The following is a 22,493-nucleotide window of genomic DNA, read 5'->3' as shown; positions in this document are numbered from 1 at the left end:
ACGCTTTAACTTAGTGAAACCCACCCAACGCTTAGGGGATGACATGACCGAGAAGGTCAAGCTGCTTAGCCACGTCGAGGCCATCAACTGGAACCGCATCCAGGACGACAAGGACGTGGACGTCTGGAACCGCCTGGTCAACAACTTCTGGCTGCCGGAGAAGGTGCCGCTGTCCAACGACGTCCAGTCCTGGAACACGCTGACGCCGGCGGAGCAGCAGCTCACCATGCGCGTGTTCACGGGCCTGACCCTGCTGGACACCATCCAGGGCACCGTTGGTGCCGTTTCCCTGATCCCGGATGCGCTGACCCCGCACGAGGAAGCCGTCTACACGAACATCGCGTTCATGGAGTCGGTGCACGCCAAGAGCTATTCCTCGATCTTCTCCACGCTGGCCTCCACCAAGGAGATCGACGAGGCGTTCCGCTGGTCCACCGAGAACGAGAACCTTCAGAAGAAGGCGCAGATCGTGATGGACTACTACCAGGGTGACGACCCCCTGAAGCGGAAGGTGGCCTCCACGCTGCTGGAGAGCTTCCTGTTCTACTCGGGCTTCTACCTGCCCATGTACTGGTCCTCACGCGCCAAGCTGACGAACACCGCTGACCTGATCCGCCTGATCATCCGCGACGAGGCAGTGCACGGCTACTACATCGGCTACAAGTTCCAGCGTGGGCTGGAGGCTGTGTCCCCGGAGCGCCGCCAGGAGATCAAGGACTACACCTTCGAACTGCTGTTCGAGCTGTACGAGAACGAGGTCCAGTACACGCACGATCTTTATGACGGTGTTGGCCTGGCGGAGGACGTCAAGAAGTTCCTGCACTACAACGCCAACAAGGCCCTGATGAACTTGGGCTACGAGGCGATGTTCCCGGCGTCCGTCACCGATGTGAACCCGGCCATCCTCTCGGCACTGTCGCCCAACGCTGACGAGAACCATGACTTCTTCTCGGGGTCCGGATCGTCCTACGTGATCGGCAAGGCCGTCAACACCGAAGACGAGGACTGGGACTTCTAGTCTCATCTTCCGTCTTCCTCCTTCAGCTCAGCCCTCCCGCGCATGAACGTGGGAGGGCTGAGCTGTTGAGTCCTCGTGCCCGAATCCCGTCTGCAAACGCCACCCGTTGAAGACGGTTGGATGTACCAGACATGCCTTGTTCTCTCGTCGTATCAGCGAAAGTTAGGAAAATACGTGGTTTATCAACGGCCGAAGGAACGGCTGCATAAGGGGTTCGTGTATCTGGACGATGAGACCGTCACGAATAGTCTTTCGGCAATCGAAGCCGGGAAAATTGACGAAGTGCTCTCCAAAGTAAATCAGAGCTCACGCGGCGGTTTTGGTGGAAGTTTTGCTGCGGGGTGGGGCCCAGCCAAGGCGGACTTGAAAGCTGACAAATCAAGCGCAAGTGAACTTGAAGAGACAGTCCGTCGCACTCGAACTAGGTTTTCGATATTTGAAGCGTGGTATGAAACCATGACTTCTCGAAACGGAATAGGAAAGTTCACTGGTTGGGGTCCCGATGCGTTACGCGACGTGGAACCAGGAGACACCGTCGAATTCCGCGGGGGACTTGAACTTTCTGGCTTGGAGACCATCGTGCGTCTGTACAAATGGTATGCCGGCATGGCTGAGGCTAAAGGCAACGTATTCAGCCAACCCAAGGAGAAAATGCCGGAGATCCGGCAGGCACGAAATGTCATGAACCAGATGATGGGCGATTCGGACGAAACGATGGTTGCTGCTGTACCTGAAGGTATGTCGGGTCCTCCTGTGGCAATGAACATGAAGGAAATTTGGCGAATAGGTCCCATCGGAAGGCTGGAAGGAATCTACACGGTGGTGGCACAGGTGGAACAGGTGCTGGGCGCCGAGGACGAGTGGCCGGCCGTTCGAATGCTGACAGATGCGCCAATAACGCCACTTGAGCTGAACACTTTGAAGAGCGTTGTTGGAAACTTTGAGGATTCATCAAAGGCTATGGGCGTTCAAGTTTCTGCCGACGATGCATCAGTGAAAGGCCCCGCGCTCGTCCTTAGCCCTATAGCTGTCTTCCGATAGACAAGTGTTTCGATCGAGAAAGCGGACTGTGGTAGGAAATCGGCGCAGTGCAGAATCATCTCTCCTTCGGGTGAATGATCCTCCATGATCACCATAGCCCGCAAAGAGCGTAGTGGATCGAATCGGGCATCGTCCGGGACAAACTCCTTTATCCCGGGGTGTTGGCGGTCGGCGAGCCTCCGGGGCCACTGACTCTATGTTCGAAGTTCGAAGACGGCGTGGGTGCCGGGAGAAGTCGTGAGGACGTTCAACTACATCCGGGTTAAAGCAGTTCGGGTGGCCATGAAAGTTGCCCAGAGGCGCGGCGAGGTCCGCCAGCACGAGGAGCTTTACTGACTCCCCGGTCCTCAAGACGTATGCACTCTGAACATCCGATACGCATACAGGCCACTGCCTTGCAGCTCAACCAGCGGTTGCTTGCGCCGCAAACTTCCAAATGAACGGGACGTAATCGCCTTCTCGGAAGCTAACGGCTCGGCATGATGGGGCCGTTCCTTGTTGAAAGTCTCTTCCACATGGACCTGCAACTCACAGAGTTCCTGTTTGAGGCCCCGCTCTGAGGGCTGGTCATGGCCCGGACTCGCGGGATTCGCGGGTTCGGGCCTCTTTAGTGCCCTGTTTTGCAGAAGCTGCGGTTCCTGCTCAAAACAGCGGCCAGGGCACCGCCGACATCTGACCGCGTGGAGCGGGGAACCGACCCGCCGTGCGCAGCCGGGCACAGCGCGCAGCGAGCGACGCAATTTCTTCGGCGCTGAGCAGGTCAGCCAGGTTTCGGCCCAGCTCACCGTCCAATCCTCCGCTGACGCGGTCGATGCCCTCTAGTTCCTCGGCGGTCAGGGCGTCCCCCAGCCACCCCCATAGCACCGTGCGCAGCTTGTGGTCACGGTGGAAGGTAAGTCCGTGGTCCACGCCGTGCCGGTGTCCGTCCGTCATGGCAAGGATGTGGTCGCCTTTGCGGTCGGCATTGTTGACGACGACGTCGAACACCGCCATGCGCCTAAGCGCCGGAGAGTCCTCGTGGATGAGGGCGACCATCCGTCCGGTGTCATCCTGACCCTCGAGGACGTGTTTCCAACCGTTCTCCGGTACGTCGTCCGACGCAACGAGGTCCACCGCGTTCTGGTCGGGGGCTTTCTCCTGCCACAGCTGCACCATCCCTTCGCCTAACGGACCATCGCGCAGCCAGGTGCGGGGCACCACGTTCCAGCCGAGGACCTCCGAGACCAGATAGGCGGCAACCTCCCGGTGGGCAAGGACGCCGTCGGGAAAATCCCACAGCGGTTTCTCCCCGGCAATCGGCTTATAGACAACCGCCGTGTCGCCGATGCTGCCCAGGAAGGTGGCATTCGACGCCGTCGTGATGCGCCCAGTGAGCGTCAGCTCGGCTGTCACCAGGTCAGGCGCCGGCATCAGGCTTCGGGCAGGGTGCAGACGTGCCCGTCGGCGTCTACGGGGTAACCACACAGCGGGCACGCAGGACGCCCGGCCCCCACAACCTCCCGCGTGCGCTTGGCGAATGCGCGGGCGGTGCCGACCGGCATCCGTACCAGCAGCATTTCGGGCACGTCGGCGTCATCCTCATCAAGCGGTTCGTCGTCGTTATCAGCGTCGACATCGGAGATGGGGTAGGCCTCGAACACGACTTGGGCCGTTGTCGGGTCCCAGCCTAAGCTCATGGCGCCGGTCCGGAACTGCTCGTGAACGGCCTCGAGCTGGTCATTGTCAACCAGTTCAATGGGAGTGCTGGTGGGAACGCTGTGAGGGTTGCCGTCAATGGTGAGAAGCTGGTCGAGGATTTCGTCGATCTTCTCCGCGAGCAGGGCCGACTGCTGCTTCTCCATGGCGATACTGACCGTCTGATTCCCTGCCCGCACCTGCAGGTAGAACGTCCGTGCCCCCGGAGGGCCAATGGTGCCGACGACTACCCGATCAGGCCAGTCGAACTCATGAACACGTGTAGGCATAAGAGCATTTTAGGCACAGGCGCCTCATGGCGCCTGATGCCCTGCACCGCCGCCTACCGGCGCGTCGGTGGAGTGGACACCATTCGACAGCCAGGACAGATCCCCGGCCTCGGTGTTGGTCGCGTAAACGCTTGGCCTTGTGGCGCTGTAGCGCACGATCGATACGGAGGCCGGGCCCACGTTAATCCGCTGGAACAGGTCCAGGTGCATGCCCAGTGCGTCGGCAATGATTGATTTGATGACGTCACCGTGGCTCACCGCCACCCATACGGCTCCTGGCCCGTACTCGGCTTCGAAGGCGGCATCGTGGCGGCGAATGGCGGCCACCGCCCGAGCCTGCATCCCGGCCATGGATTCACCGCCGGGAAAGACGACGGCGGACGGCTGGGATTGCACGGCCGACCACAGATCTTCGGTTGCGAGGTCACTGAGCATGCGGCCCTGCCACTGGCCGTAATCGCACTCGGTAAGGTCGGGTTCCACCGGCGCGTACGGAGTGCCGGCCTGGCGGTCGAGGATGAGCTGGGCGGTCTGCTGGCAACGCTCGAGAGGGCTCGAAACCACCCCAACGACGGGTACCGCCGCGAGCCGCTCTCCGGTCAAAGCCGCCTGCTCGCGCCCGGTCTGGTCCAGGCTGACACCGGCGGCCCGCCCGGCCAGCAGTCCGGTGGCATTGGCTGTGGTGCGTCCGTGCCGCACAAGGATAACTGTCGCCATCCACCCAGCCTATCCACCGGCTCGATGGCAGTGTGCACCCAGCGGGTGGAAATCGGCCGGCCACCTTGCCCCTATCAGTTTAGCAAAGGGCGTCGGGTGCTACTGGGCTAAGGCATAACCCACAATGCTGCGCCGGTGCGGGTTTAGGGTGCGGCAATGACGATGTTCTTGTGAATCGCCTTCCACCCATCACCTGTGAGGTTGTCGACGTCGAATCCGTCGGATACCAGGACAGTCTCCGAAACACCTGTGCCGCCCACATGGACGATTTCGCGGTCGTCCCTCACATCCGAGCAGCCCGCGACCCAGATGGCGTGGCTGTCCTCGGGAAGTGCGGCCACGCACGCCCGCCGGCCATCCGCGCTTTTCGCACCGAAGTACCTGATCCCATCGTGGTCGACCAGGAACCTCACACTGCTGGCAGGAATTTCATCCTCCGGCCAGATGGTGACGCCGGCAGGAAGCTGGTCTTTCGCTGTGGCTGGAGATTCCAGCGCGCTGATCGTCGGCGCCGAAGTGCAGCCGGTCAGCAGGAGTGCCGCTGCGAGTGTCGCGGCAGTGATGTGGTGGTACTTCATTGGCGCTGCCCCCTCAGGCTCCATGTCCAATGAGCCTACCTTCTGGCCACGAAGGGCACGGAGGGTGATACGGCCCGGTACCGGACCGAGGACGAAAGTGAGAATCCCCCAACTCCCGGGATCCCCCAACCCGTTTTCATGGATGCAGTCTATGGCTGGAAGGTGTTGTCCGGTCACATTCGAAAAACAAGCGTTCCCGGTGCAGCGTCCCACCAATACGGATACTGTGGCTTCACCACGTGTATGCGTGACCTGGGAGCAGCGGGCAGGGTTGTAATGAGCTGGCAGAACCGCCCGCGACCCAAGGAATTTCATGAACGTGTTCACCTCCCAGCCAACAGGCGTCCTCCAGTGGTAGCCGGAACCTCCCACTCGAGGCTGCGCCGGAAGAGGACCCGGCATCCGCGGTTCACTGTAGGGGAGAGGGTGAGCTTCCTGGACGCCGGCCTGTCCGGCACGGGCGTCGTGGATGCCATGACGGGCGACCACTCCATTGTCTGGATCTGGGCCGACGGCGGTCTTGGCCGCCGGATGTTCTTCCAGGGCTGCGGCAGTATCATCTCGTCCCTTGAGGACCAGCCGGGGTGAGCAGTGGGACGTTATCGTCCGCCTTCTGCTGCGGCAAGGGGGCCTGTCACGCGGACCCCGCCAACTGCCCCCGTCTACGGAGTATCACCGGGCCCGGGAAGATCCAGGTGCGCGAAAATGTAGCCCTGCTCGAGTTCAATGACTTTCGAAGTGGACCCGGCACAATCCAGCGCCAGCTCCAGAGGCTGAAAGGGCGCACCCGGATGCTCCTGGCCAACGGAAACCTTGGCGCCTGATGCACCAACACAGGCTGCGGTGACGGTGTACTGTCCGGCCGCCGGCACCTTCTCCATTGCTCCAAAGCCCCTGACCGGGCCATCCAATGGCCCCTCCTCAAAAAGAATGGCGGGTCCCGGCACTGCCTTGAGGAGCCGGTCCAGCTCACCATAGTTCTTGACCTCCCGCTCCAGGACCAGCGGGTCAACGTACACCGGCGGGGACACGGCCGACGCATCCGGGGCAGAGGTTGGCTTGTTCAATGGATCAGTGCCACTTGCTGGCGGATACTCCGGCTCAGGGTAGTCATAAGAGCACCCCATCAGGGTCATTAACGAGCACGCGGCAAGCGCAACCACCTGCCGCCTGTCCCTCGCCGCCATAGTCGCACCAAGTCTTGCCGGTCAGGCCGGCTGCCAACTCACCAGGAGTGCCTTCACCCCATAGACAATGGTGCTGTCCATTCGTTCCAGGTGAACGCCCTGTTCCAGGGAAAGCCCGGGCAAACGGGCCAGCAGTGCTTCCAGGACGATCCTGGCCTCTAGCCGGGCCAGCGGCGCGCCGAGGCAGAAGTGTATGCCGTGGCCGAATGCCAGGTGCCGGTTGTGGCCGCGATCAACATCGAACTCGGCAGGCCGCTGGAACTGCCTCTCGTCGCGGTTGGCGGAGCCTATCCAGGCCACGACCGGTGCGCCGACAGGAATAACTTCGTCTCCCAAGGCTGCCTCCGCGACAGTCATTCGATACATGGACTGGACCGGCGATCGAAAACGCAGCACCTCTTCGATGGTCTGGGGCAGCAGAGCGGGTTCCCTTATCAGGCGGTCCATGGTGCCGGGGTTCTCGGACAGGCACAGAACTGCGTTGCCGATCAGATTGGTGGTGGTTTCATTGCCTGCGACAAGCAGCAAAGCGCAAAAACCGAGCAGTTCGGGCACCGTCAGTTTTTGGCCGTCAATCTCCGCTGCCAGCAGGGTGCTGATCAGGTCCTGGCCCGGGCGGCTCCTGCGTTCGTCGATCAAGGCCAGGAAGTACTCCGTCATCTCCATGTGCGCTGCGGTGTGATTCTCACTGGCCGAACCGGTCCGCGTTTGGCTGACAATCACATCCGACCACCGTTTGAAGCGCTCACGGTCCTGCGGGGGGATTCCCATGAGTTCAGAGATCACTATGACAGGCAACGGGTAGGCCAACTCCTTGATCAGGTCCGCGCTGCCGCGGTCCGCGATCCCCTCCAGCAGCTCGTCCGTGAGCCCGGCGATGCGGGGAGCCAGCGCATCCACGGCCTTGGGAGTGAACGCCTGGGTAACCAGGGAGCGCAGCTGCCGGTGCCTTGGAGGATCGGTGGCGATCAGGCTCGAGGAAAACAGTTGGCCGGTCCCCGATGCATCATCACCTCCCATGTGCGACGAGAAGGTGGCATATTCGGACAAAGCCCGCTGAACGTCGTCGTACCGGAAGACGTGCCAACTGCCAGACTGTTCGTCGTAATAGACGGGGGCAGTTTCCTGCATGCGTTCGTAGTAGGGGAAAGGGTTGAGCTGATATTCAGGGGACGCACTGAAATCCATGGCTGGCCTCTCTGCTCGCCTGGGACTCTTCGGCTCCACGGACGCCGTGCCCTCAGCCAGTTGGAGCGTTGAACCCTGATTTTAGCCACTGCCAGCTTCCGGGTCATTAGCTGGAGTTGGCCCGGTTTACTCCGGATCGCTACCTACTGGGTGCAGGCGCTCCCGCCAGTCTGCCGGTACCTTGTCCGCCGGTGCAGGTGAGGGCTGCTCCGGTGGCCTGGACTGAGGGTCCGGAAGCCTTGGGCCACGGAAGAATTTCTTCGTGGTGTGCTCGTAGAACCAGTCCTCCCCGGGTTCAAAGGACCTCACGACGGGGTGACCGGCTTTTTGCGCGTGGGCACTGGCATGCTGGGACGGAGATGAATCGCAGCATCCGATGTGTCCGCACTGTGCGCAGCGGCGAAGATGCAGCCACCATCCCGGGCCGTCACCGCCGAGGCACTCCAGGCATCCCGTTCCACTGGGTGTGGCGGCAAGGTTGATCCCCGCAATTGGGCGGTCCTCCAAGGGGTATTCCATGTCCATCACTCCGGTCCTGCTCAGGTCATCCCGGCGGCCCTGTCGGGAGCCATTCTGGCAGAATCTCCGCGCCCTTGTCTGCACTGTCCCAGCGCGAGTATCGTGAGCGCCACCGAACCATTGAACCGGAAAGACGGCGGCCATGGATCACTCGGTTCCGATCATGCTGATTGCCACCTCAGACTCGGAGTCCCGGCGCATTCTCGGAGATGAGTTACGCCGGCGCTACGGTGCCGACTATGAGGTGGTGGCCTGCGAGGGGCACGCCCACGGGCGGGCGGTGCTTGAGGGGCTCCGGCGCTGGAACCGCCCGGTCGCGCTCATACTCGGGTGTTACGGGCCAGCTGACCGCGGTGGGCTCGATTTCCTGCGTCGTGCCTATGGCTTTCACCCGGCCGCAAAGCGTGCAGTTGTGGTGACATGGGGTGACTTCGCCAGCGCGCCCACCGTATTCCGTGCGATCGGGCAGGGGCACGCGGAGCTGCTGATCATACGACCCGAACGCTCGCGCGACGAAGAATTCCATGGGGCGATCACTGACGCCCTTGATGACTGGCACCTGGCCCAGGGGGTCGGGTTCGAGGCGGTCCGGCTGATCGGGGAGGTTGGCGACGGGAGGACCCATTCGCTGCGCGATTCCCTGAGCCGAAACCACATCCCGGTGGGCTTCCATCCTGTGGGGTCCGAGACGGCGGAACGGACGCTGGAGAGCCTTGGCCTGCGTGACCCCATGCTGCCGGTCCTGGTGCTGGAGTTCACTGCGTCACCAATTGTCCTGCAGAACCCAACTGACCTGGAGATTGCCGAAGCGATGGGGGTGACGCGACCGCCTCCACCGGACAAGATTTTCGATGTGGTGGTGGTTGGAGCCGGTCCCTCCGGTCTTGCGACCGCCGTCTATGCCTCCTCGGAGGGCCTCGCCACCATGGTGGTTGAGGGAGAGGCTGTGGGGGGCCAGGCCGGCACCAGCTCCTTGATCCGCAACTACCCTGGCTTCTCCCGCGGTGTCAGTGGCGCCCATCTGGCCTACCGCTCGTTTCACCAGGCCTGGACTTTGGGCACCGACTTCCTGTTCTTGCGGAAGGTGGAAGGCCTCGCCCCGGACGGAGCACTGTACGCTGTGTCGATTTCCGATGGCAGCGTGGTGCGGTGCCGCACAGTGGTGGTGGCCACCGGAGTGGACTACCGCCGCCTCGGGATACCCCAGATAGAGGATCTGGTGGGCAGGGGCGTCTTCTACGGGGCCACAGTCTCCGAGGCGCCGTCGATGGCCGGAAAGAACGTCTGCGTTGTGGGGGGCGGCAACTCGGCCGGACAGGCGGTCCTGCACCTTGCGAAGTTCGCGAAGAAGGTGACGCTGCTGGTGCGTGGACCCACCCTGTCGGTGAGCATGTCGGAATACCTCATCTCCCAGCTGGAGGCCACCAGGAACGTTGCGATCCGCTATGGCACCGTGATCGTGGGCGCACGCGACCGGGACGGATTCCTTGCCTCGGTCAAGGTCGCCGCACCCGGCGCCCCCGACGCAACGCCGGGTGAGGAGATCGAAGCCGGCGGTTTATTTGTGCTCATCGGTTCGGTGCCGCGGACCTCCTGGCTGCCCGACACCGTAGAGCGTGACCAGGCAGGCTTCCTCCGCACTGGCGCCAACCGGGATGTTCATGACGCCGCGTCCGTCATGCCCGGCAGGCATCCGCTGGCCCTGGAAACCAGCATGCCCGGCATCTTTGCGATCGGCGACGTGCGGGCCGGTTCCATCAAAAGGGTGGCTACCGCCGTGGGGGACGGCGCCACCGTGGTCTCTATGCTCCATACCTACCTGGCCGAGCACCCCCTGCCTGCTTCGCCCCCTGCCCCAGGTGATGCTGCCGTACCCGAGGAGCTGCCCGGAGATGTCCGCTTCAACTGAGGCCACACCGTTGATCCCGGCGATGAGGCTGTTGCTCTACGTTGCTGCATTCCTCGTGTTTCTTGCCGGGCTCGTGCTGTTCGTGTTTCCGCTGCGAACTGCGGAATGGTTCGCATGGACAGTCAATCCGCCCATGACCGCCGTCTTCCTCGGGGCGGCATACTGGTCGGCCGCCGGCCTGGAGGTGACGGGCGCCCGCTCAGCGAGTTGGGAGTCAGCGAGGCTGGCAGTCTGGCCCGTGTTCGTCTTCACGACGCTGACTCTTGGGGTCACCCTGCTTCATCTGGATCGCTTCCACCTCTCGCCAGAAAATGGCGCACTGGCCCAGATAGCCACTTGGGCGTGGCTGGCGATCTATGCCATGGTGCCCGTGGCGATGCTCGTGGTCAGCTGGATGCAGATCCGCTCCCGGCGTCCTGCCCCAACGTCCGTGACGGCGGGTCGGCCGGTGCTGCCCCCTGCGCTACGGCTGCTCATGGTGGGGATCGCCGGGGTACTGCTGTGCTTCGGTGTGGCGCTTCTGGCAATACCCGCTTATGCCGCCACGTGGTGGCCCTGGACACTGTCCGAGCTCACGGCGAGGGCGGTCGGAGCGTGGCTGGTCGGCCTGGGATGGTCGGCTGCGCAGGGCCAGTCCAGCGCCGACCTCCGCACCGTACGCCCCGTGGCCCTGACCTCGGTTGCCTTCGTCATTCTGCAGGCGCTTGCCCTGCTGCGGTATGGCGGCGCCCTGGCATGGCCGAGCGCACCGGCCATCGGCTTCGTCACCGTGCTGCTGGCCATTGGAACCGCCGGTGGATGGGCACTCGCTCTATCCCGATCGCCCGGAGCGCAGGCCGAAATTAGCTGAGCGGGCTTTCCGCAAACGCTTGATCCTTCTTCGCCTGCCGCTCAGCGCGCTGCTTGATGCCCAACAGCATCGCGCGATCCATGACCAAATAACCCGGCTGAAGCAGGAAGTCCATGAAGCGCAGTCCTGCCGGCCGCCCCGGACCGGTGCGTGTCCGCAGCAGCAGCCGCGTCCCGCCGTCGTCCGCTTCGTGGAGGATGAACTGCCACGTGCCGGTAACCGTGCCCGCCGGCGCGCCGGGGCTTGCGTCGAGGACGAGGTGCCGGCCGCTCTCCAGCTCCACTACCCGGGGCCCCATGCGCCCTCCGGGGTAGTGGGCGGGCGTGAAGGCGATGGTGTCACCGACTGCAAGGTCCTGCCACTCCGGGTGGATCCGATCCGCGTTGGTTACGCCCAAATGGAGCAGCCCGTTCTCAACCCACGTATATGAGTACAGTCCAGCCCGGTCAACCCCCATCTGCACCAGCCAGGGCCATACTTGGGCAGGCGGCGCGGAGATGGTCACTGCCATGGTCTGCACGGAGTCGGGCTCTGGGATCAGGTTATCGCCTGGTAGCGGCATACCCGCCTCGTACCCGGCAGCACCCCACCTACCTAAAAGACGGGGCAGCACGACGTGGGTAAGGACACCGACAGACACTGCGGTCCCGATGGCCCGCGGAACCCAATTCCCAGGAGTGCGGGCCGATCCGTGGTGGTCCGCGCTTCGAAGCGAAAGCATCTTAACTGTCTCCTGAAGTAGGTGGTGTCCGGGTACCTTAAGGAAGCTGTGGACGCCGCCACGGAAATTTTGGTTGCCCTGACACTACGACCCGGCCGGGCCCGGCACCCAGAGCCCAAGGTCCTTTTGGAACTGACATGGCCGCCAGCGGTGCGGATGCCGCACGGCAACGTGCCCAAGTACAGGATCAACCTTTTGGTCCGGGGCCGGCCTCGCCCCAGGCGAAATGACTTACTATCGAACTCACTTCGAGACCGGCTGATTCGATGACATGTCGCTGCGGACCCAGGAAGAGTACCGATGCCCGCCCTTAGGGCGGTCCCGGTCCTGGCCCGCACTAATCCTGGGGGAGCCTGCTGGTGCAACACCGACTGAACAACCATGACTGTACTGTTCACACCGCTGATGTTGTCCGGCGTTTGGGACTCCTTATGCCTTACGGCGCAGGGGAGGATCTGGGACCCGTTGGTGCAGCGGAGCTGGCGGACTGGATCGATGTTGATCCCGACGCCGAGCCCGAGATTGCCGGCCACGGCTGGCAGGTGGGACTCGGCGATGAAGTCGGCCTGTTTGTTCGCCGCGACCATGACGATCTGGCAGAACTCCTGGGCCGGCAGGCTGGCGTCCGCTCGGTTGTCCAGCTCGATCGCGAGGTGTTCGCCGTTGATGCGCCCCGGTTGTGCGCCGATGGATTGCGCGCGGCCGTGATGCAGGCTGTCGCAGCTGCCAACGTGAGGGCGCATGACCCCTGTGTCGCGGACCAGCAGGATGTTCCGGCTGGAGGCGAAGTCCACCTGGACGCCTCAACCACTACGTCCCGTTCGACGCAGCCGGTGGAACCTGAAGAGGACGATGACCTGTGCCGGCTGGTTTGCGGGGACGCCGCCAGCGGTGGCCGGCGGGTTCAGGTGTGGGTCAACATGAACGGCATCCTTATCCTGCCCGCCGGAACCATCCCGCACGGTCCGTTGGACCAGGGCGAGAATCCTCGCTTTCAGCGCGCCACCGTGACGCCGGCGCGAGCCGTCAGACTCGCCAAGCAGCACGCAGGGCGTTGGATCCCTTATGCCTCCCTCACCAATCTCCGCCTCCGCCGGCCCGGGCTGGTCCGCCGCCGCTGGTCAGCCACCGTTGTGGAGCGGGACGGCGCTTCTGTCCCCTTGAGCTGGCGGGGAACCCGTCCCCACGCGCTGTTGCTCTGGGGGTACGTCGTCGCCCGGCGCGGGCTCGACGCGGTGGACGGTCTGCCTTAGAAGGATGTGCCACGGGGGTGCGAAGCGCTGGACGAAGCACCAGATTCCGTGTTTCCGCAAGAAGGGCTCAACGTTGGGCAAATATTCCGGAAGCATTCCGAAACAGGGCCCTCCGCCGCTGTTTTCCGAACTCTCCCCGATCTACGCTGTCCAGCATCCGAAAGTTTGGAGACGACCATGAGCCCTGATGCCATGCCACAGCTGCTGCGGGAGCGGGTTCCCGGGCAGGCAGTGCTCGAAGAGTTGATGGCGGTGCAAAGCCGCGTTCCGCGCCGTAGCTGGCTGCAGCGGGTGTTTGGTGCCAGCCCACTCAGTCCGGAGAGCATGCCCTGGTACAAGGGGGCTCTCGGCGAAATCGCCGTCGGACGGATTCTTGAAGGGCTGGGTCCCGAGTGGCTGGTCTTGCATGCCGTGCCGGTGGGTACGGGTTCCTCGGATATTGACCACGTGCTGGTGGGGCCGGCGGGAGTGTTCACCCTGAACACCAAGAACCACTCCGGCCAGCCCGTCTGGGTGGCAGGGCGGGCACTCCTGGTTGCGGGAAAGAGGACCCACCACATTCGTAGCGCTGCGTATGAAGCTGCCCGGGCAGCAAAACTTCTGGGCTCCGCTGCTGGCTTCCCCGTCGAGGTGACCGGCGTCGTGGTCATCGTCCAACCGAAGAGCCTGACCATCAAAGCGCGGCCCGAGCGCGTGGCCGTGGTGACGGACGCACGGCTCCTTTCCTGGCTGCGCCGGAGCCAGCCCGTCCTGGGCACGGAGCAAGTGGCCCAGATCGCGTCGGCGGCCGTCCGGCCGGGGACCTGGTCCCGGAAGCCTCTTGCCGCAGGCGAACTGCCGGCCCTTCAGGACAGCTTCACTGCCCTCCGGATGATGGTTGAACAAGCACGACGGCGGCAGGCAGCCTGGGCGTTGAGCGTTCCGGCAGTCGGTTTTGTGGTCCTGGCTAACAGCGCGCAATGGGGCGCAGCAATCCTCCAGGGCCTTGGCGGTCGCTGAATCGGCCGTGACGTTTGGCCTCTGGACCTGGCAGGGGAGTGACGCGCAAACTGGGGTGATGCGGTTCCACAGGCGTTTGGGCATCGTGCTCACAGCTGCCGCTGCGGTCACCACTTATGCCCGGTACGTGCGTCCGTGGCAGCTCCACTGGCGCGACGCCGGAAGAGGTCTCGCGTGCTTTGCCCGGAGATGACCTCGTGCCCGGACCAACGTTCAACGCCACGCGAGCGGTCACGGTTGGCGCCCCTCCGGAGCGGATCTGGCCGTGGCTGGTCCAGGCCGGACTCACCCGGGCCGGCTGGTACAGCTACGACATCCTCGACAACCTGGGCCGTCCAAGCGCCCGGCGCATCATCCCCGAACTTCAGGACCTCGCCGTGGGAGACATTGTGCCCATGAGTCCCGACGGCAAGCATGGCATGCCAGTCCAGGAGATCGACGCACCGAAGTCGATGATCTGGGGTACGCCCGGTGACACCACCTGGACGTGGCAGCTCGACCCCCTTTCGGACGGCTCAACGCGACTGATCAGCCGTGTGCGCTCGCGGTACCGGTGGCTCTCGCCCACCATCGCCTTCTCCCTGTTGCTTGAGTTCGGCGACTTCTGGATGATGCGCAAGATGCTGCTGAACCTCCGCGATCGGGCTGAATCAGCGCCTTGAAAGCCCCAGCTAGAACCGGCTGTTGAGCCGCTTCCCGTTCCCCGCCCGGGCAAGCCTGACCGGCCGTCTGCAGCCCGACAAGCCGCGGTCAATCGCGGAATCCCCTGCAGGGGAGCCGAAGGCAGGGAGCTGCGCAGCGGTCAGGAGCCGCCGTAGAGGAAGCGGTGCAGGCTTTCTTCTCCTGGGGACCGTGGAATGTACAAATAGTCCGCGTGGCCGCCGGGCTCAGCGGGCATGAGCGGGTAGGGCTTCGGTTGATGCTCTTGCCCGTTGCGGCGCTCCCGGGGTTTCAGGTGCGCGGGCATGGCCGACAGGACAGATTGGGGCCAGTGGGGTGGTTCCCAGTCTTGGTGTTCGCTTTTGTAGTGGCGGCCGGTGGGTGAGGTCCAGCCGGGTGGTTGGTTTTTGGTGGCTGGTGTTGGTGTCCAGCCGGTGGTGTGCCGGAGTTTGTGGTGTTTCGGGCAGGGTTGTCCGAGGTTGCTGATGCCGGTGGTTCCGCGGTTGTGCCAGGCGAGGAGGTGGTCTGCCTCATTGTCCAAAGAGCTGTTGCTGCAGCCGGGGAAGGGGCAGGTGCCGTCCCGCAGCCGGAGCCAGTTCCGCATGGCTTTGGTGACCCGGTAGCTGGTCCGCCCGATCTCCAGCGGGGTCCCGTTCCGCGGATCGACCAGGACCCGGTGGAACGAATCGGCCCCGTTGGCGACCAGGTCCCTCGCCATGGAGGGCGGGATGGGTCCGTACCCGTCGAGCATGGCTGGCTCGTCGGTCTGGCCCATGAGGGTGAGGACCGGCACGGTGACGAGAACCTGCGCCCGGATCGGCGACGACAGCCCGGTGGGATCCGTTCCGGCACCTGCACCGGGGCTGGTGTCTGCAGGGACGCTGGGACTGTCGGCTCTCCCGTGGGTGGAGTCTGTGTGTCCGGTGCCGCTGGTGAGGATGGCTTCGGCGAAGTGGTCGGCGCGGAGTTGGGTGAGGGTGCGGGGTTCGTGGGGTCCTTGTGCGGCGCGGGCGAGGGCGTTGAGCCGGTTCCAGCCTGCCATTGCCTGGTGGGCGGGGAGGTAGGCGGTGAGCCAGGCCATGCCGTCCTGGTCAGGTGCGTATTCGACCCGCCGGTCCGCCACGGCCTTGGTATGGCGTTTCTCGATCGATTCGGGGTGGTGGCGTTCGCGCCAGGTCCGGGCCTTGTGCCTGAACCGGTAGGCGGGCATCTCCCCGATCGTCGCCGCGGAGGCCGGCCGTGGTGTGTCCGGGTCCAGGAAGTGGGCCTCCAGGGCGGCGGCGCCGGCGGCATCGAGGGTGGCTGCCTCGTCCGCCATGCCCCGGGCGTGCTGCCACGAGATCGTGCCGGCCTGCAGGGCCGCGAGGGTCAGCGGCAAGGTGGTGGTCAGGGCGTGGGATACGGCCAGGAACGCGCTGGCGGCCCGCGGCCCGATGGCCAGCACGCACCCGACCTCGGCGGCCACAGCCATTTCCTGCGCCTGCACCGGCATCCCGGGAGGGGCCAGGGCATGGGCGGTGCAGGCGTACTTCATGGCAGCTCGGGCCTTCAGGCCCGCCACGCCGGCCTCCACAGCCGCCGCGCCGGCAAGGATGTCCAGGCTCCCATCCGCCAGCCCGGCCAACGGATCAGCGGCCGAGAACGGCTCCGAACCACACCCGTCCACCTCCGCGTTAAGCACGGCAAAGGCGGCCCTGATATCCGCAAACGCCCTCGCCACCGCTTCCCTGCCCATAAACCCATCATCGCAAGGGGGTCTGACAATGACGTTTGGCATCGGGCAGCCGGGAAATAGCACAGCGAAGCGCCGCCTCCTACTGCGCCGTCCATCAGCGCAAGAGTACGATCGCGATGTGAGCGATCCAGAGCTTGTTGCCCTGCCGGTGGGATTCGAACGGTTCCACCGGCGGGCCTTCATCAACTACCAACTCAACCGCGCCCATGCCCTGGGATTTGTGGATCGGGATGAGCTGCTCAGCGCCGCCACACAGGTGCGGGGGATGGATGACTGTGCCGCCGTGTTCGAGACCTTGTCCAACCGGGCCGCAGCAGAGGACCGGCACCGGCAGGCGGCGGGTTACGCGAGGATCGCGGAGTTCTTCACGCCGCCAAGGTCAGTGGAGAAAACAGCCCGCTACCGCCGCTACCTGCAGCTCTTCGACACGGCATTCGGTGCTGGACTGACACGTCACAACATCCCCTACGGCGGGGCGTCGCTGCCGGCCTATTCGCTTCCGGCGTCAGGCCCACGAAACGGCGGGACGGTGCTGCTGCACGGTGGGTTCGACTCCCTGATCGAGGAGTTCTTCCCCATCTGCCAGCGGATCGCGGCCGCAGGTTTCCAGGTGATTGCCTTCGAGGGCCCGGGCCAAGGCGGTGCCCGGACGTTGAACGGGCTCACCTTCGACCACGACTGGGAGAAGCCCGTCGGGGCGGTGCTGGACCACTTCCGGCTCGACCTGGCCGCCCTGGTGGGCATCTCGATGGGTGGGTACTGGGCATTGCGTGCCGCAGGCCGCGAGCCCCGGATCCACCGGGTGGTGGCCTGGCCGCCGGTGTACGACTGGCTTTACAGGCTCCCTCGCGTGGCGCGCGGCCCGGTACGCGGGATGGTGCGGCACCGCGGCTTCATGCGCTGGAGCGTGCGGACCCGGGCCCGGCTGTTTCCCACCCTGCGTGTTGTGGTGGACCAGGTCCTGTACATGCTCAACAGCGATGACCCGGTGGACGTCGCCGAATGGTTTGTGGGCATGAACGCCACCCACCTGGGCAGCGGCCGGGTGAACCAGGACGTGCTGTTGATGGTTGGTGAAAACGACGCCTTCCAACCGCCAGCGCTGGCCAGGGCACAAGCTAGGGCGCTCGTGGCGGCCCGAAGCGTCACCACACGCGTGTTCACCCGGGCTGAGAACGCCGACCAGCACTGCCAGATGGGGAACCTCGAGCTCGCGTGCGCGGTGCTCACCACCTGGCTGCAGGCTGCCGACACGGGCTCAGCCGAAACGTCCCCAGCCTGAGGAGGAATGGTCCCGAACGCCGGGACCACCTGCCAGCGTTAGCGTCCGACGACGTCGAGCGCCACGAGGTGCGCGCCCCCACCTTCCGCGAAGACCGCCAGGGCCGTGCTCGCCTCCGCAGGGAACACGAGGTCCGTGATGGTGGCGAGCCCGTCCTGGGCAAAGACCTCCACGGAGCAGCGGTCCAGATGGACAGACAGTCGAAGGCGGCCATCCCGCAGCGGCACGGCGACGGCTTCGACGGAAGGGAAGGCCGCATGGAAATCTGCCCGTCCCGACTTCCGCCGGTCCAGGCGAAGGACGCCGTCCGCAACGTCGTAGCTGATGACGGTACGTTCGGCTGCGCCCGCCCGGACCACCAGCCCCACACAGGTTGCTGCACCCGGCTCGAACTCGACGACAATACGGGCAACGGCTGCTGCCACCGGCAGCTCCTGAACGCCAGATGCCAGGGCCTGCGGACCCAGGCTGAAGCTTGGGAATTCCTGCCCGGCAAACGGGTCAACGGGCGTTTGCCGAAGCACCATTTTCCCGTCCAGCCTCGCCAGCGAGACCTCCCGCGGCAGCGACATCGCACTGCGCCACCCGCCGGTGGGGGTGGAGCCGGCATAGTCCCAGTTGTTCATCCAGCCGATCATGATCCGCCGGCCGTAGGCGACCCCGCTGAAGGAGACCGCGGCGTAGTAGTCGCGGCCCCAGTCGAGCCAGCCGTACTCGCGCATCCGGCTGCCGTCCTGTTGGAAGCCCTCCGTAACCGTCGACTCGGAACGGAACTCCACGCCGTCGAACGCGCCCAGGAAGTACTGCCCGGCGGAGCCGCCGGCGATGCCGCCCGGATTGATGTTGACGATGAGGACCCACTTGGTTTCACCGGGGTTGCCGTCCACGGGCAGCTCGAAGAGGTCCGGGCACTCCCAGACTCCGCCGGTGGCGTTGGCCGGGCCAAAGGTGCTCAGGTACTGCCAGTTCGTCAGGTCGGCCGACTTGTACAGCACCACCTGGCGTTCCACCGCCTCAACGGCGGCCATCACCCAGTAACTGCCCGCAGCGCCGTCGTACCAAAAAACCTTGGGATCCCGGAAGTCCGCGGACGCGCGGTCCAGGACGGGATTGCCGGAGTACTTTGTCCAGGTAGTCCCCTCGTCGAGGCTGTAGGCGAGCGACTGGGCCTGCCGGCCGGCCAACGGTGAGGGGTCACTGTAGGCGCTGGTGTAGATGGCAACCAGCGGAGGATTCCCGGCGGTGCCGAGGCCACTGGTGTTGTGCTCGTCGAACACCGCCGAGCCGGAGAAGATGGCCTCGTGCTCGTCGCACGGAATGGCCACCGGCTGCTCGTCCCAGTGGAGCAGGTCCGGGGAGGTGGCGTGACCCCAGGACATGTTGCCCCAGTCCGGGCCGAACGGGTTGTGCTGGTAGAAGAGGTGGTAGGTGCCGTTGAGGTACACCAGCCCGTTGGGATCGTTCAGCCAGTTGCGTTCGGCGGTGAAGTGGAACTCCGGCCGGTAAGGGTCCGCGGCGGCACGGGCAGGTGCGGCGGCACGTGCGGTGGTGGCGGGAGGTGCGCCTGGCGCCGTCGTCCGTGAATACATGGTCAGCCCTTCACGCCGCTGGAGGCGATGCTGTTGACGAACGAACGCTGGAAGGCGATGAAGAGCACCACCACCGGAACGGTGATGAGGGAAGCGTATGCCATCACCTCGCCCCACGAGACGTTCAGCTGGAAGAAGTACTGGATGCCGATCATCACCGGACGCAGTTCCTCGGACTGGACCACCATCAGCGGCCAGAGGTAGGAGTTCCAGGCAGGGAGGAAGGTCAGGATCGCCACGGTGGCGGTGGCCGGGCCGGACAGCGGCATAACCACCTGGCGGTAGATCTTGAACCAGCCGGCGCCGTCGATGCGCGCGGCCTCGTCCAGCTCCTTGGGAATGGACTCGAAGTACTGGTGGAACAGGTAGATGGAGAAGGCGTTGGCGATGAACGGGATGATCTGGACCTGGTACGTGTCCAGCCAGCCCTTGGAGAATTCGAGGCTGAAACCGTTCAGTTCAAAGTAGGGGAGCTGGTTGACCCACCACACCAGCGGCAGGGCCAGGGTCTGGAAAGGCACAATCAGCGTGGCGAGGATCGCGGTGAACACAATCTTCTTCCCGCGGACCTGCATGCGGGACAGGGCGAACGCGCAAAGGCTGTTGACGAAAATACCCAGCACCACTGTGATCGCGGATATTCCGATGGAGTTCATCAGGAAGCGGGCGGCGGGCACCCGGTCGAACACGGCTGCGTAGTTGTCGAAGGAGATGTTGCCGATGGGCAGGAACGCTGCCACGGAGGACATGTCACCGAAGATCTGCTGGTCCGGCTTGAGCGAGGACACCAGCATGAAAACGATGGGGAAAGCGGCGGCGACGGCGAACAGGATCCGTACCGCCATGGTCCCTGCGATGCTGAGACGGTTGGACTTGAGAGTCTGCTTCACGTCAGTCCTTCTCTCGGGTCAGGTAGCGCTGCACTGCGGAGATCAGCAGCACCAGGACGAAGAATACGAGGGAGATGGCCGAGGCGTAGGAGGTTTCCTGCTGCTTGAAGCCGGAGCGCACCGCCTCGAAAATGATGGTGGTGGTGGAATCGAGCGGCCCGCCCTGGGTCATGACGCTGACCTGGTCGAAGAGCCCGAGTGCCTGGATGGTGATGGTCACCAGAATCAGTGTGCGGGTGTGCTTGAGGCCCGGCCAGGTCACGTAGCGGAACTGGTGCCAGCGGCTGGCTCCGTCCAGCTGGGCTGCCTCGTACAGTTCGCCGGAGATGCTCTGCAGGCCGGCGAGCCAGATGATCATGTGGAAGCCGGCGGCCTGCCAGATGGACAGGATGATGATGGCCGGCATGGCGGTGGCGGGGTTGTTGAGCCAGTCCGGGCCGTCGATCAGGCCGAAGCTGGCCGCGGACAGGAACTCATTAATGAGCCCATCCTTGCGATACATGAACAGCCATAGCAGCGACACCACCACCATGGACGTCACCACGGGCAGGAAGTACAGGGTGCGGAAGAAGTTGACGCCGCGGAACTTCTTGTTGATCAGTAGCGCCATAGCGAGGGCCAGGCCTGACTGGACGGGCACCACCACAACCGCGAAGTAGCTGACGTTCAGCAGCGCCCGCCAAAACGTGGGATCCGTGAAGAGCCGGACGAAATTGTCCGTACCGACAAACTCAACGGGCCGCGGCGACACAAGGCGTGCATTAGTGAATGCCAGGCCAAAGCCCAGGATCGCCGGGAGGAAGACAAAGAGCAGCAGCAGGGCTGCCGCGGGGGCGATCATTGCCCACCCGCTGAGCTGCTCGCGCAGGTAGCGCGGCCTGCGATGGGGTTTGTTGGGCGGTGCGGCCGGGGCCGGGGCCGCCACGCGGCGGCCAGGAGTAGGGGGAAGCTGGGTTGTTGTCATGGGATTCTCCGTTGACAGTCAGGGCCGGGGGTACGACGACGGCGGGTTGCACGCCGCCGTCGTCGTACCGTTCGGCAGCTGGCTAGCTCTTGTAGCCGCCGTTGGACTTGATGTTGGCGTCAATCGCCTTGACCGCCTTGTCCAGGGCTGCCTTGGGATCCGCGCCGGCCAGGATGTCCTGGACAGCCTTGCCGTATTCGGTAGCGATGAACGGGTAGGCCGGAGTCTCAGGCCGCAACACGGCGTACTCGCGGGAGAACTCCATGAAGATACGGTTGGCACCACCCTCGGCGAACGCGGGAATCAGGGCCGCGGCTTCATCAGTGGCGGGGATGCCTCCCGTTGCCTTGATGACGGCAGCCACGTTTTCCGGCTGAAGGGAATAGGACAGGTAGTCCATTGCGGCATCCGTATTGTTGCAGCCGCTGGTGACGCCCCACTGCCAGGAGGCTCCGCCGATCTTGGGACCGTTGCCCAGGTCCACCGTGGGCATCACCACCAGCTCATCTCCCAGGGCCTCCCGGGCCGTGTCCCCTGCCCAGGAACCGGTGTAGAGAAGGCCGCTCTTGTTGTTCAGGAAGTCCTGGGTGGAATCTTTCCCGCTCTTCGTCGCCATGAAGCCCTGGTCCGCCAGGCCGCGGAACCACTTGGCCCACTCGACAGCCTTGTCACCATTGAGGGCTCCGTCAGCCGACTGGTAATCATCGCGGTCGATCAGGTCTCCGCCGAAGGACTGGAGGAACGGCGAGTACGCATACGGCAGCCACTCACCCGTTCCGGCAGTACCCATGTCCAACGGGTAATCCCACTTGCCCAGCGCCTTGAGCTTGGTCAGCGCGTCCTGGAACTCCTCCTTCGTCCATGGCTTCTCAATGGTGGCGGCACGGACGCCCGCCGCAGCGAGATCAGATTTGCGGGCAAACATGGACAAAGCGACGTCGCCGTACCCAACCGCATAAGTCTCGCCCTCCCACGTGGCAACGGTGCTGGGGAGGTTCTTGGAAAGGTCCGCGGATAGCTTCAGTGGCGTCAGGTACTCGGCCCACGCCCAGTTGGGAACGTTAGGCCCGTCAATGTCCACAATGCAGGGAAGATTGCCGGCTGACGCGGCCCCAACAACGGAATCGTTGTAGGACTCCTGCGGGAAAGCCTGCACCTTGATTTGCGCCTTCGCGCCGCTGCTGTTGTTATAGGAGTCCACGATCGACTGGGTCGCCGCCAGTTCGGCCGGGTTTCCGGCGGCGTGGGTCCACATGGTGATCTCTGTGGAGCCTTCGGTGGTGGACGAGGAACTGCCCTTGCCGCAGCCGGCGAGGGTGGCAGTGAGGGCGGCAGCGGCTATGCTGGTCGCCAGGATCCTGGTGAGCTTCTTGTTCATGGGTCGGTCTTTCTGCTTGGACAGCGGGGGATTGATGAGGGTCCTGCAGGG

22 protein-coding genes are annotated in these 22,493 nt (G+C 64.3%); 9 read left to right on the top strand and 13 right to left on the bottom strand.

The features are described from left to right. The first annotated feature begins 43 nt into the window (after positions 1-43). Together nrdF and AC6CHP_RS06745 are read left to right on the top strand one after the other, a co-directional pair. Complete coding sequence (nrdF, locus tag AC6CHP_RS06750) at positions 44-1,018, top strand: class 1b ribonucleoside-diphosphate reductase subunit beta (protein WP_013601219.1); 975 nt, start codon at positions 44-46, stop codon at positions 1,016-1,018. Between the two features lie 174 nt (positions 1,019-1,192). Continuing rightward, positions 1,193-2,059, top strand: a complete 867-nt coding sequence (locus AC6CHP_RS06745; RefSeq protein WP_498228717.1) for a DUF6414 family protein — start codon at positions 1,193-1,195, stop codon at positions 2,057-2,059. A gap of 642 nt (positions 2,060-2,701) precedes the next feature. Here the strand turns inward: AC6CHP_RS06745 and AC6CHP_RS06740 are convergent. The 4 genes from AC6CHP_RS06740 to AC6CHP_RS06725 all read right to left on the bottom strand — a co-directional run bounded on the left by AC6CHP_RS06740 (position 2,702) and on the right by AC6CHP_RS06725 (position 5,318). Continuing rightward, complete coding sequence (locus tag AC6CHP_RS06740) at positions 2,702-3,469, bottom strand: SCO1664 family protein (protein WP_498228715.1); 768 nt, start codon at positions 3,467-3,469, stop codon at positions 2,702-2,704. Further along, positions 3,469-4,023 carry a DUF3090 domain-containing protein gene (locus tag AC6CHP_RS06735; RefSeq protein WP_498228713.1) on the bottom strand — a complete coding sequence of 185 codons (555 nt, stop codon included), beginning with the start codon at positions 4,021-4,023 and terminating at the stop codon, positions 3,469-3,471. Before AC6CHP_RS06735 ends, AC6CHP_RS06740 begins: the two co-directional genes overlap by 1 nt. A 24-nt stretch (positions 4,024-4,047) precedes the next feature. Beyond that, a complete protein-coding gene (locus AC6CHP_RS06730) occupies positions 4,048-4,740 on the bottom strand; it encodes a histidine phosphatase family protein (protein WP_174180232.1) in 693 nt (230 codons plus the stop codon). A gap of 143 nt (positions 4,741-4,883) precedes the next feature. After that, on the bottom strand, positions 4,884-5,318 hold the full coding sequence (locus tag AC6CHP_RS06725) for a hypothetical protein (protein WP_498228711.1): 435 nt from the start codon (positions 5,316-5,318) through the stop codon (positions 4,884-4,886). A 426-nt stretch (positions 5,319-5,744) separates the two neighbouring features. Here AC6CHP_RS06725 and AC6CHP_RS06720 point away from each other — a divergent pair, with 426 nt between their 5' ends. Next, positions 5,745-5,906 carry a hypothetical protein gene (locus tag AC6CHP_RS06720; protein ID WP_229675296.1) on the top strand — a complete coding sequence of 54 codons (162 nt, stop codon included), beginning with the start codon at positions 5,745-5,747 and terminating at the stop codon, positions 5,904-5,906. 74 nt (positions 5,907-5,980) lie between these two features. On the opposite strand, the gene AC6CHP_RS06715 is transcribed toward AC6CHP_RS06720, so the two are convergent. The 3 genes from AC6CHP_RS06715 to AC6CHP_RS06705 all read right to left on the bottom strand — a co-directional run bounded on the left by AC6CHP_RS06715 (position 5,981) and on the right by AC6CHP_RS06705 (position 8,200). Continuing rightward, the gene (locus AC6CHP_RS06715) at positions 5,981-6,385 is read right to left on the bottom strand and encodes a hypothetical protein (protein WP_498228709.1); all 405 of its coding nucleotides are present in this window, start codon (positions 6,383-6,385) and stop codon (positions 5,981-5,983) included. Positions 6,386-6,526: 141 nt separating this feature from the next. Continuing rightward, the gene (locus tag AC6CHP_RS06710; RefSeq protein WP_498228707.1) at positions 6,527-7,732 is read right to left on the bottom strand and encodes a cytochrome P450; all 1,206 of its coding nucleotides are present in this window, start codon (positions 7,730-7,732) and stop codon (positions 6,527-6,529) included. 87 nt (positions 7,733-7,819) lie between these two features. Next, the gene (locus AC6CHP_RS06705) at positions 7,820-8,200 is read right to left on the bottom strand and encodes a UBP-type zinc finger domain-containing protein (RefSeq protein WP_498228847.1); all 381 of its coding nucleotides are present in this window, start codon (positions 8,198-8,200) and stop codon (positions 7,820-7,822) included. Positions 8,201-8,354: 154 nt separating this feature from the next. On the opposite strand from AC6CHP_RS06705, the gene AC6CHP_RS06700 reads away from it, so the two are divergent. Together AC6CHP_RS06700 and AC6CHP_RS06695 are read left to right on the top strand one after the other, a co-directional pair. Beyond that, complete coding sequence (locus tag AC6CHP_RS06700) at positions 8,355-10,121, top strand: NAD(P)/FAD-dependent oxidoreductase (RefSeq protein ID WP_498228705.1); 1,767 nt, start codon at positions 8,355-8,357, stop codon at positions 10,119-10,121. Then, a complete protein-coding gene (locus AC6CHP_RS06695; protein ID WP_188729402.1) occupies positions 10,105-10,971 on the top strand; it encodes a hypothetical protein in 867 nt (288 codons plus the stop codon). The genes AC6CHP_RS06700 and AC6CHP_RS06695 overlap by 17 nt, the downstream gene beginning before the upstream one ends. Here AC6CHP_RS06695 and AC6CHP_RS06690 read toward each other — a convergent pair. Further along, positions 10,964-11,482, bottom strand: a complete 519-nt coding sequence (locus AC6CHP_RS06690) for a hypothetical protein (RefSeq protein ID WP_318266463.1) — start codon at positions 11,480-11,482, stop codon at positions 10,964-10,966. The genes AC6CHP_RS06695 and AC6CHP_RS06690 overlap by 8 nt on opposite strands. Positions 11,483-12,123: 641 nt before the next feature. On the opposite strand from AC6CHP_RS06690, the gene AC6CHP_RS06685 reads away from it, so the two are divergent. The 3 genes from AC6CHP_RS06685 (at position 12,124) to AC6CHP_RS06675 (ending at position 14,606) form a co-directional block, all read left to right on the top strand. Continuing rightward, the gene (locus AC6CHP_RS06685) at positions 12,124-12,945 is read left to right on the top strand and encodes a hypothetical protein (protein WP_498228703.1); all 822 of its coding nucleotides are present in this window, start codon (positions 12,124-12,126) and stop codon (positions 12,943-12,945) included. 177 nt (positions 12,946-13,122) lie between these two features. Then, complete coding sequence (locus AC6CHP_RS06680; protein WP_498228701.1) at positions 13,123-13,944, top strand: nuclease-related domain-containing protein; 822 nt, start codon at positions 13,123-13,125, stop codon at positions 13,942-13,944. Between the two features lie 197 nt (positions 13,945-14,141). Beyond that, positions 14,142-14,606 carry an SRPBCC family protein gene (locus AC6CHP_RS06675; RefSeq protein WP_498228699.1) on the top strand — a complete coding sequence of 155 codons (465 nt, stop codon included), beginning with the start codon at positions 14,142-14,144 and terminating at the stop codon, positions 14,604-14,606. Positions 14,607-14,746: 140 nt separating this feature from the next. Here the strand turns inward: AC6CHP_RS06675 and AC6CHP_RS06670 are convergent, their stop codons facing one another. Then, positions 14,747-16,339 carry an HNH endonuclease signature motif containing protein gene (locus tag AC6CHP_RS06670; RefSeq protein ID WP_498228697.1) on the bottom strand — a complete coding sequence of 531 codons (1,593 nt, stop codon included), beginning with the start codon at positions 16,337-16,339 and terminating at the stop codon, positions 14,747-14,749. 118 nt (positions 16,340-16,457) lie between these two features. On the opposite strand from AC6CHP_RS06670, the gene AC6CHP_RS06665 reads away from it, so the two are divergent. After that, positions 16,458-17,621, top strand: coding sequence for an alpha/beta hydrolase family protein (locus tag AC6CHP_RS06665; RefSeq protein WP_498228695.1), 1,164 nt, complete (start codon positions 16,458-16,460; stop codon positions 17,619-17,621). Positions 17,622-17,659: 38 nt separating this feature from the next. Here the strand turns inward: AC6CHP_RS06665 and AC6CHP_RS06660 are convergent, their stop codons facing one another. The 4 genes from AC6CHP_RS06660 to AC6CHP_RS06645 form a co-directional block, all read right to left on the bottom strand. Beyond that, on the bottom strand, positions 17,660-19,210 hold the full coding sequence (locus AC6CHP_RS06660; protein WP_498228693.1) for a glycoside hydrolase family 32 protein: 1,551 nt from the start codon (positions 19,208-19,210) through the stop codon (positions 17,660-17,662). Positions 19,211-19,212: 2 nt separating this feature from the next. After that, positions 19,213-20,055, bottom strand: a complete 843-nt coding sequence (locus AC6CHP_RS06655) for a carbohydrate ABC transporter permease (RefSeq protein WP_498228845.1) — start codon at positions 20,053-20,055, stop codon at positions 19,213-19,215. A gap of 46 nt (positions 20,056-20,101) precedes the next feature. Then, entirely contained in the window at positions 20,102-21,064 is a 963-nt protein-coding gene (locus tag AC6CHP_RS06650) for a carbohydrate ABC transporter permease (RefSeq protein ID WP_188729416.1), read from the bottom strand. Positions 21,065-21,146: 82 nt separating this feature from the next. Further along, on the bottom strand, positions 21,147-22,442 hold the full coding sequence (locus AC6CHP_RS06645) for an extracellular solute-binding protein (protein ID WP_104186022.1): 1,296 nt from the start codon (positions 22,440-22,442) through the stop codon (positions 21,147-21,149). Positions 22,443-22,493 lie beyond the last annotated feature (51 nt).

This window comes from Pseudarthrobacter sp. GQ63 (assembly GCF_059758765.1).
Note: the sequence above shows the minus strand (reverse complement) of the source record. Positions and strands in the feature narration are given on the sequence as shown.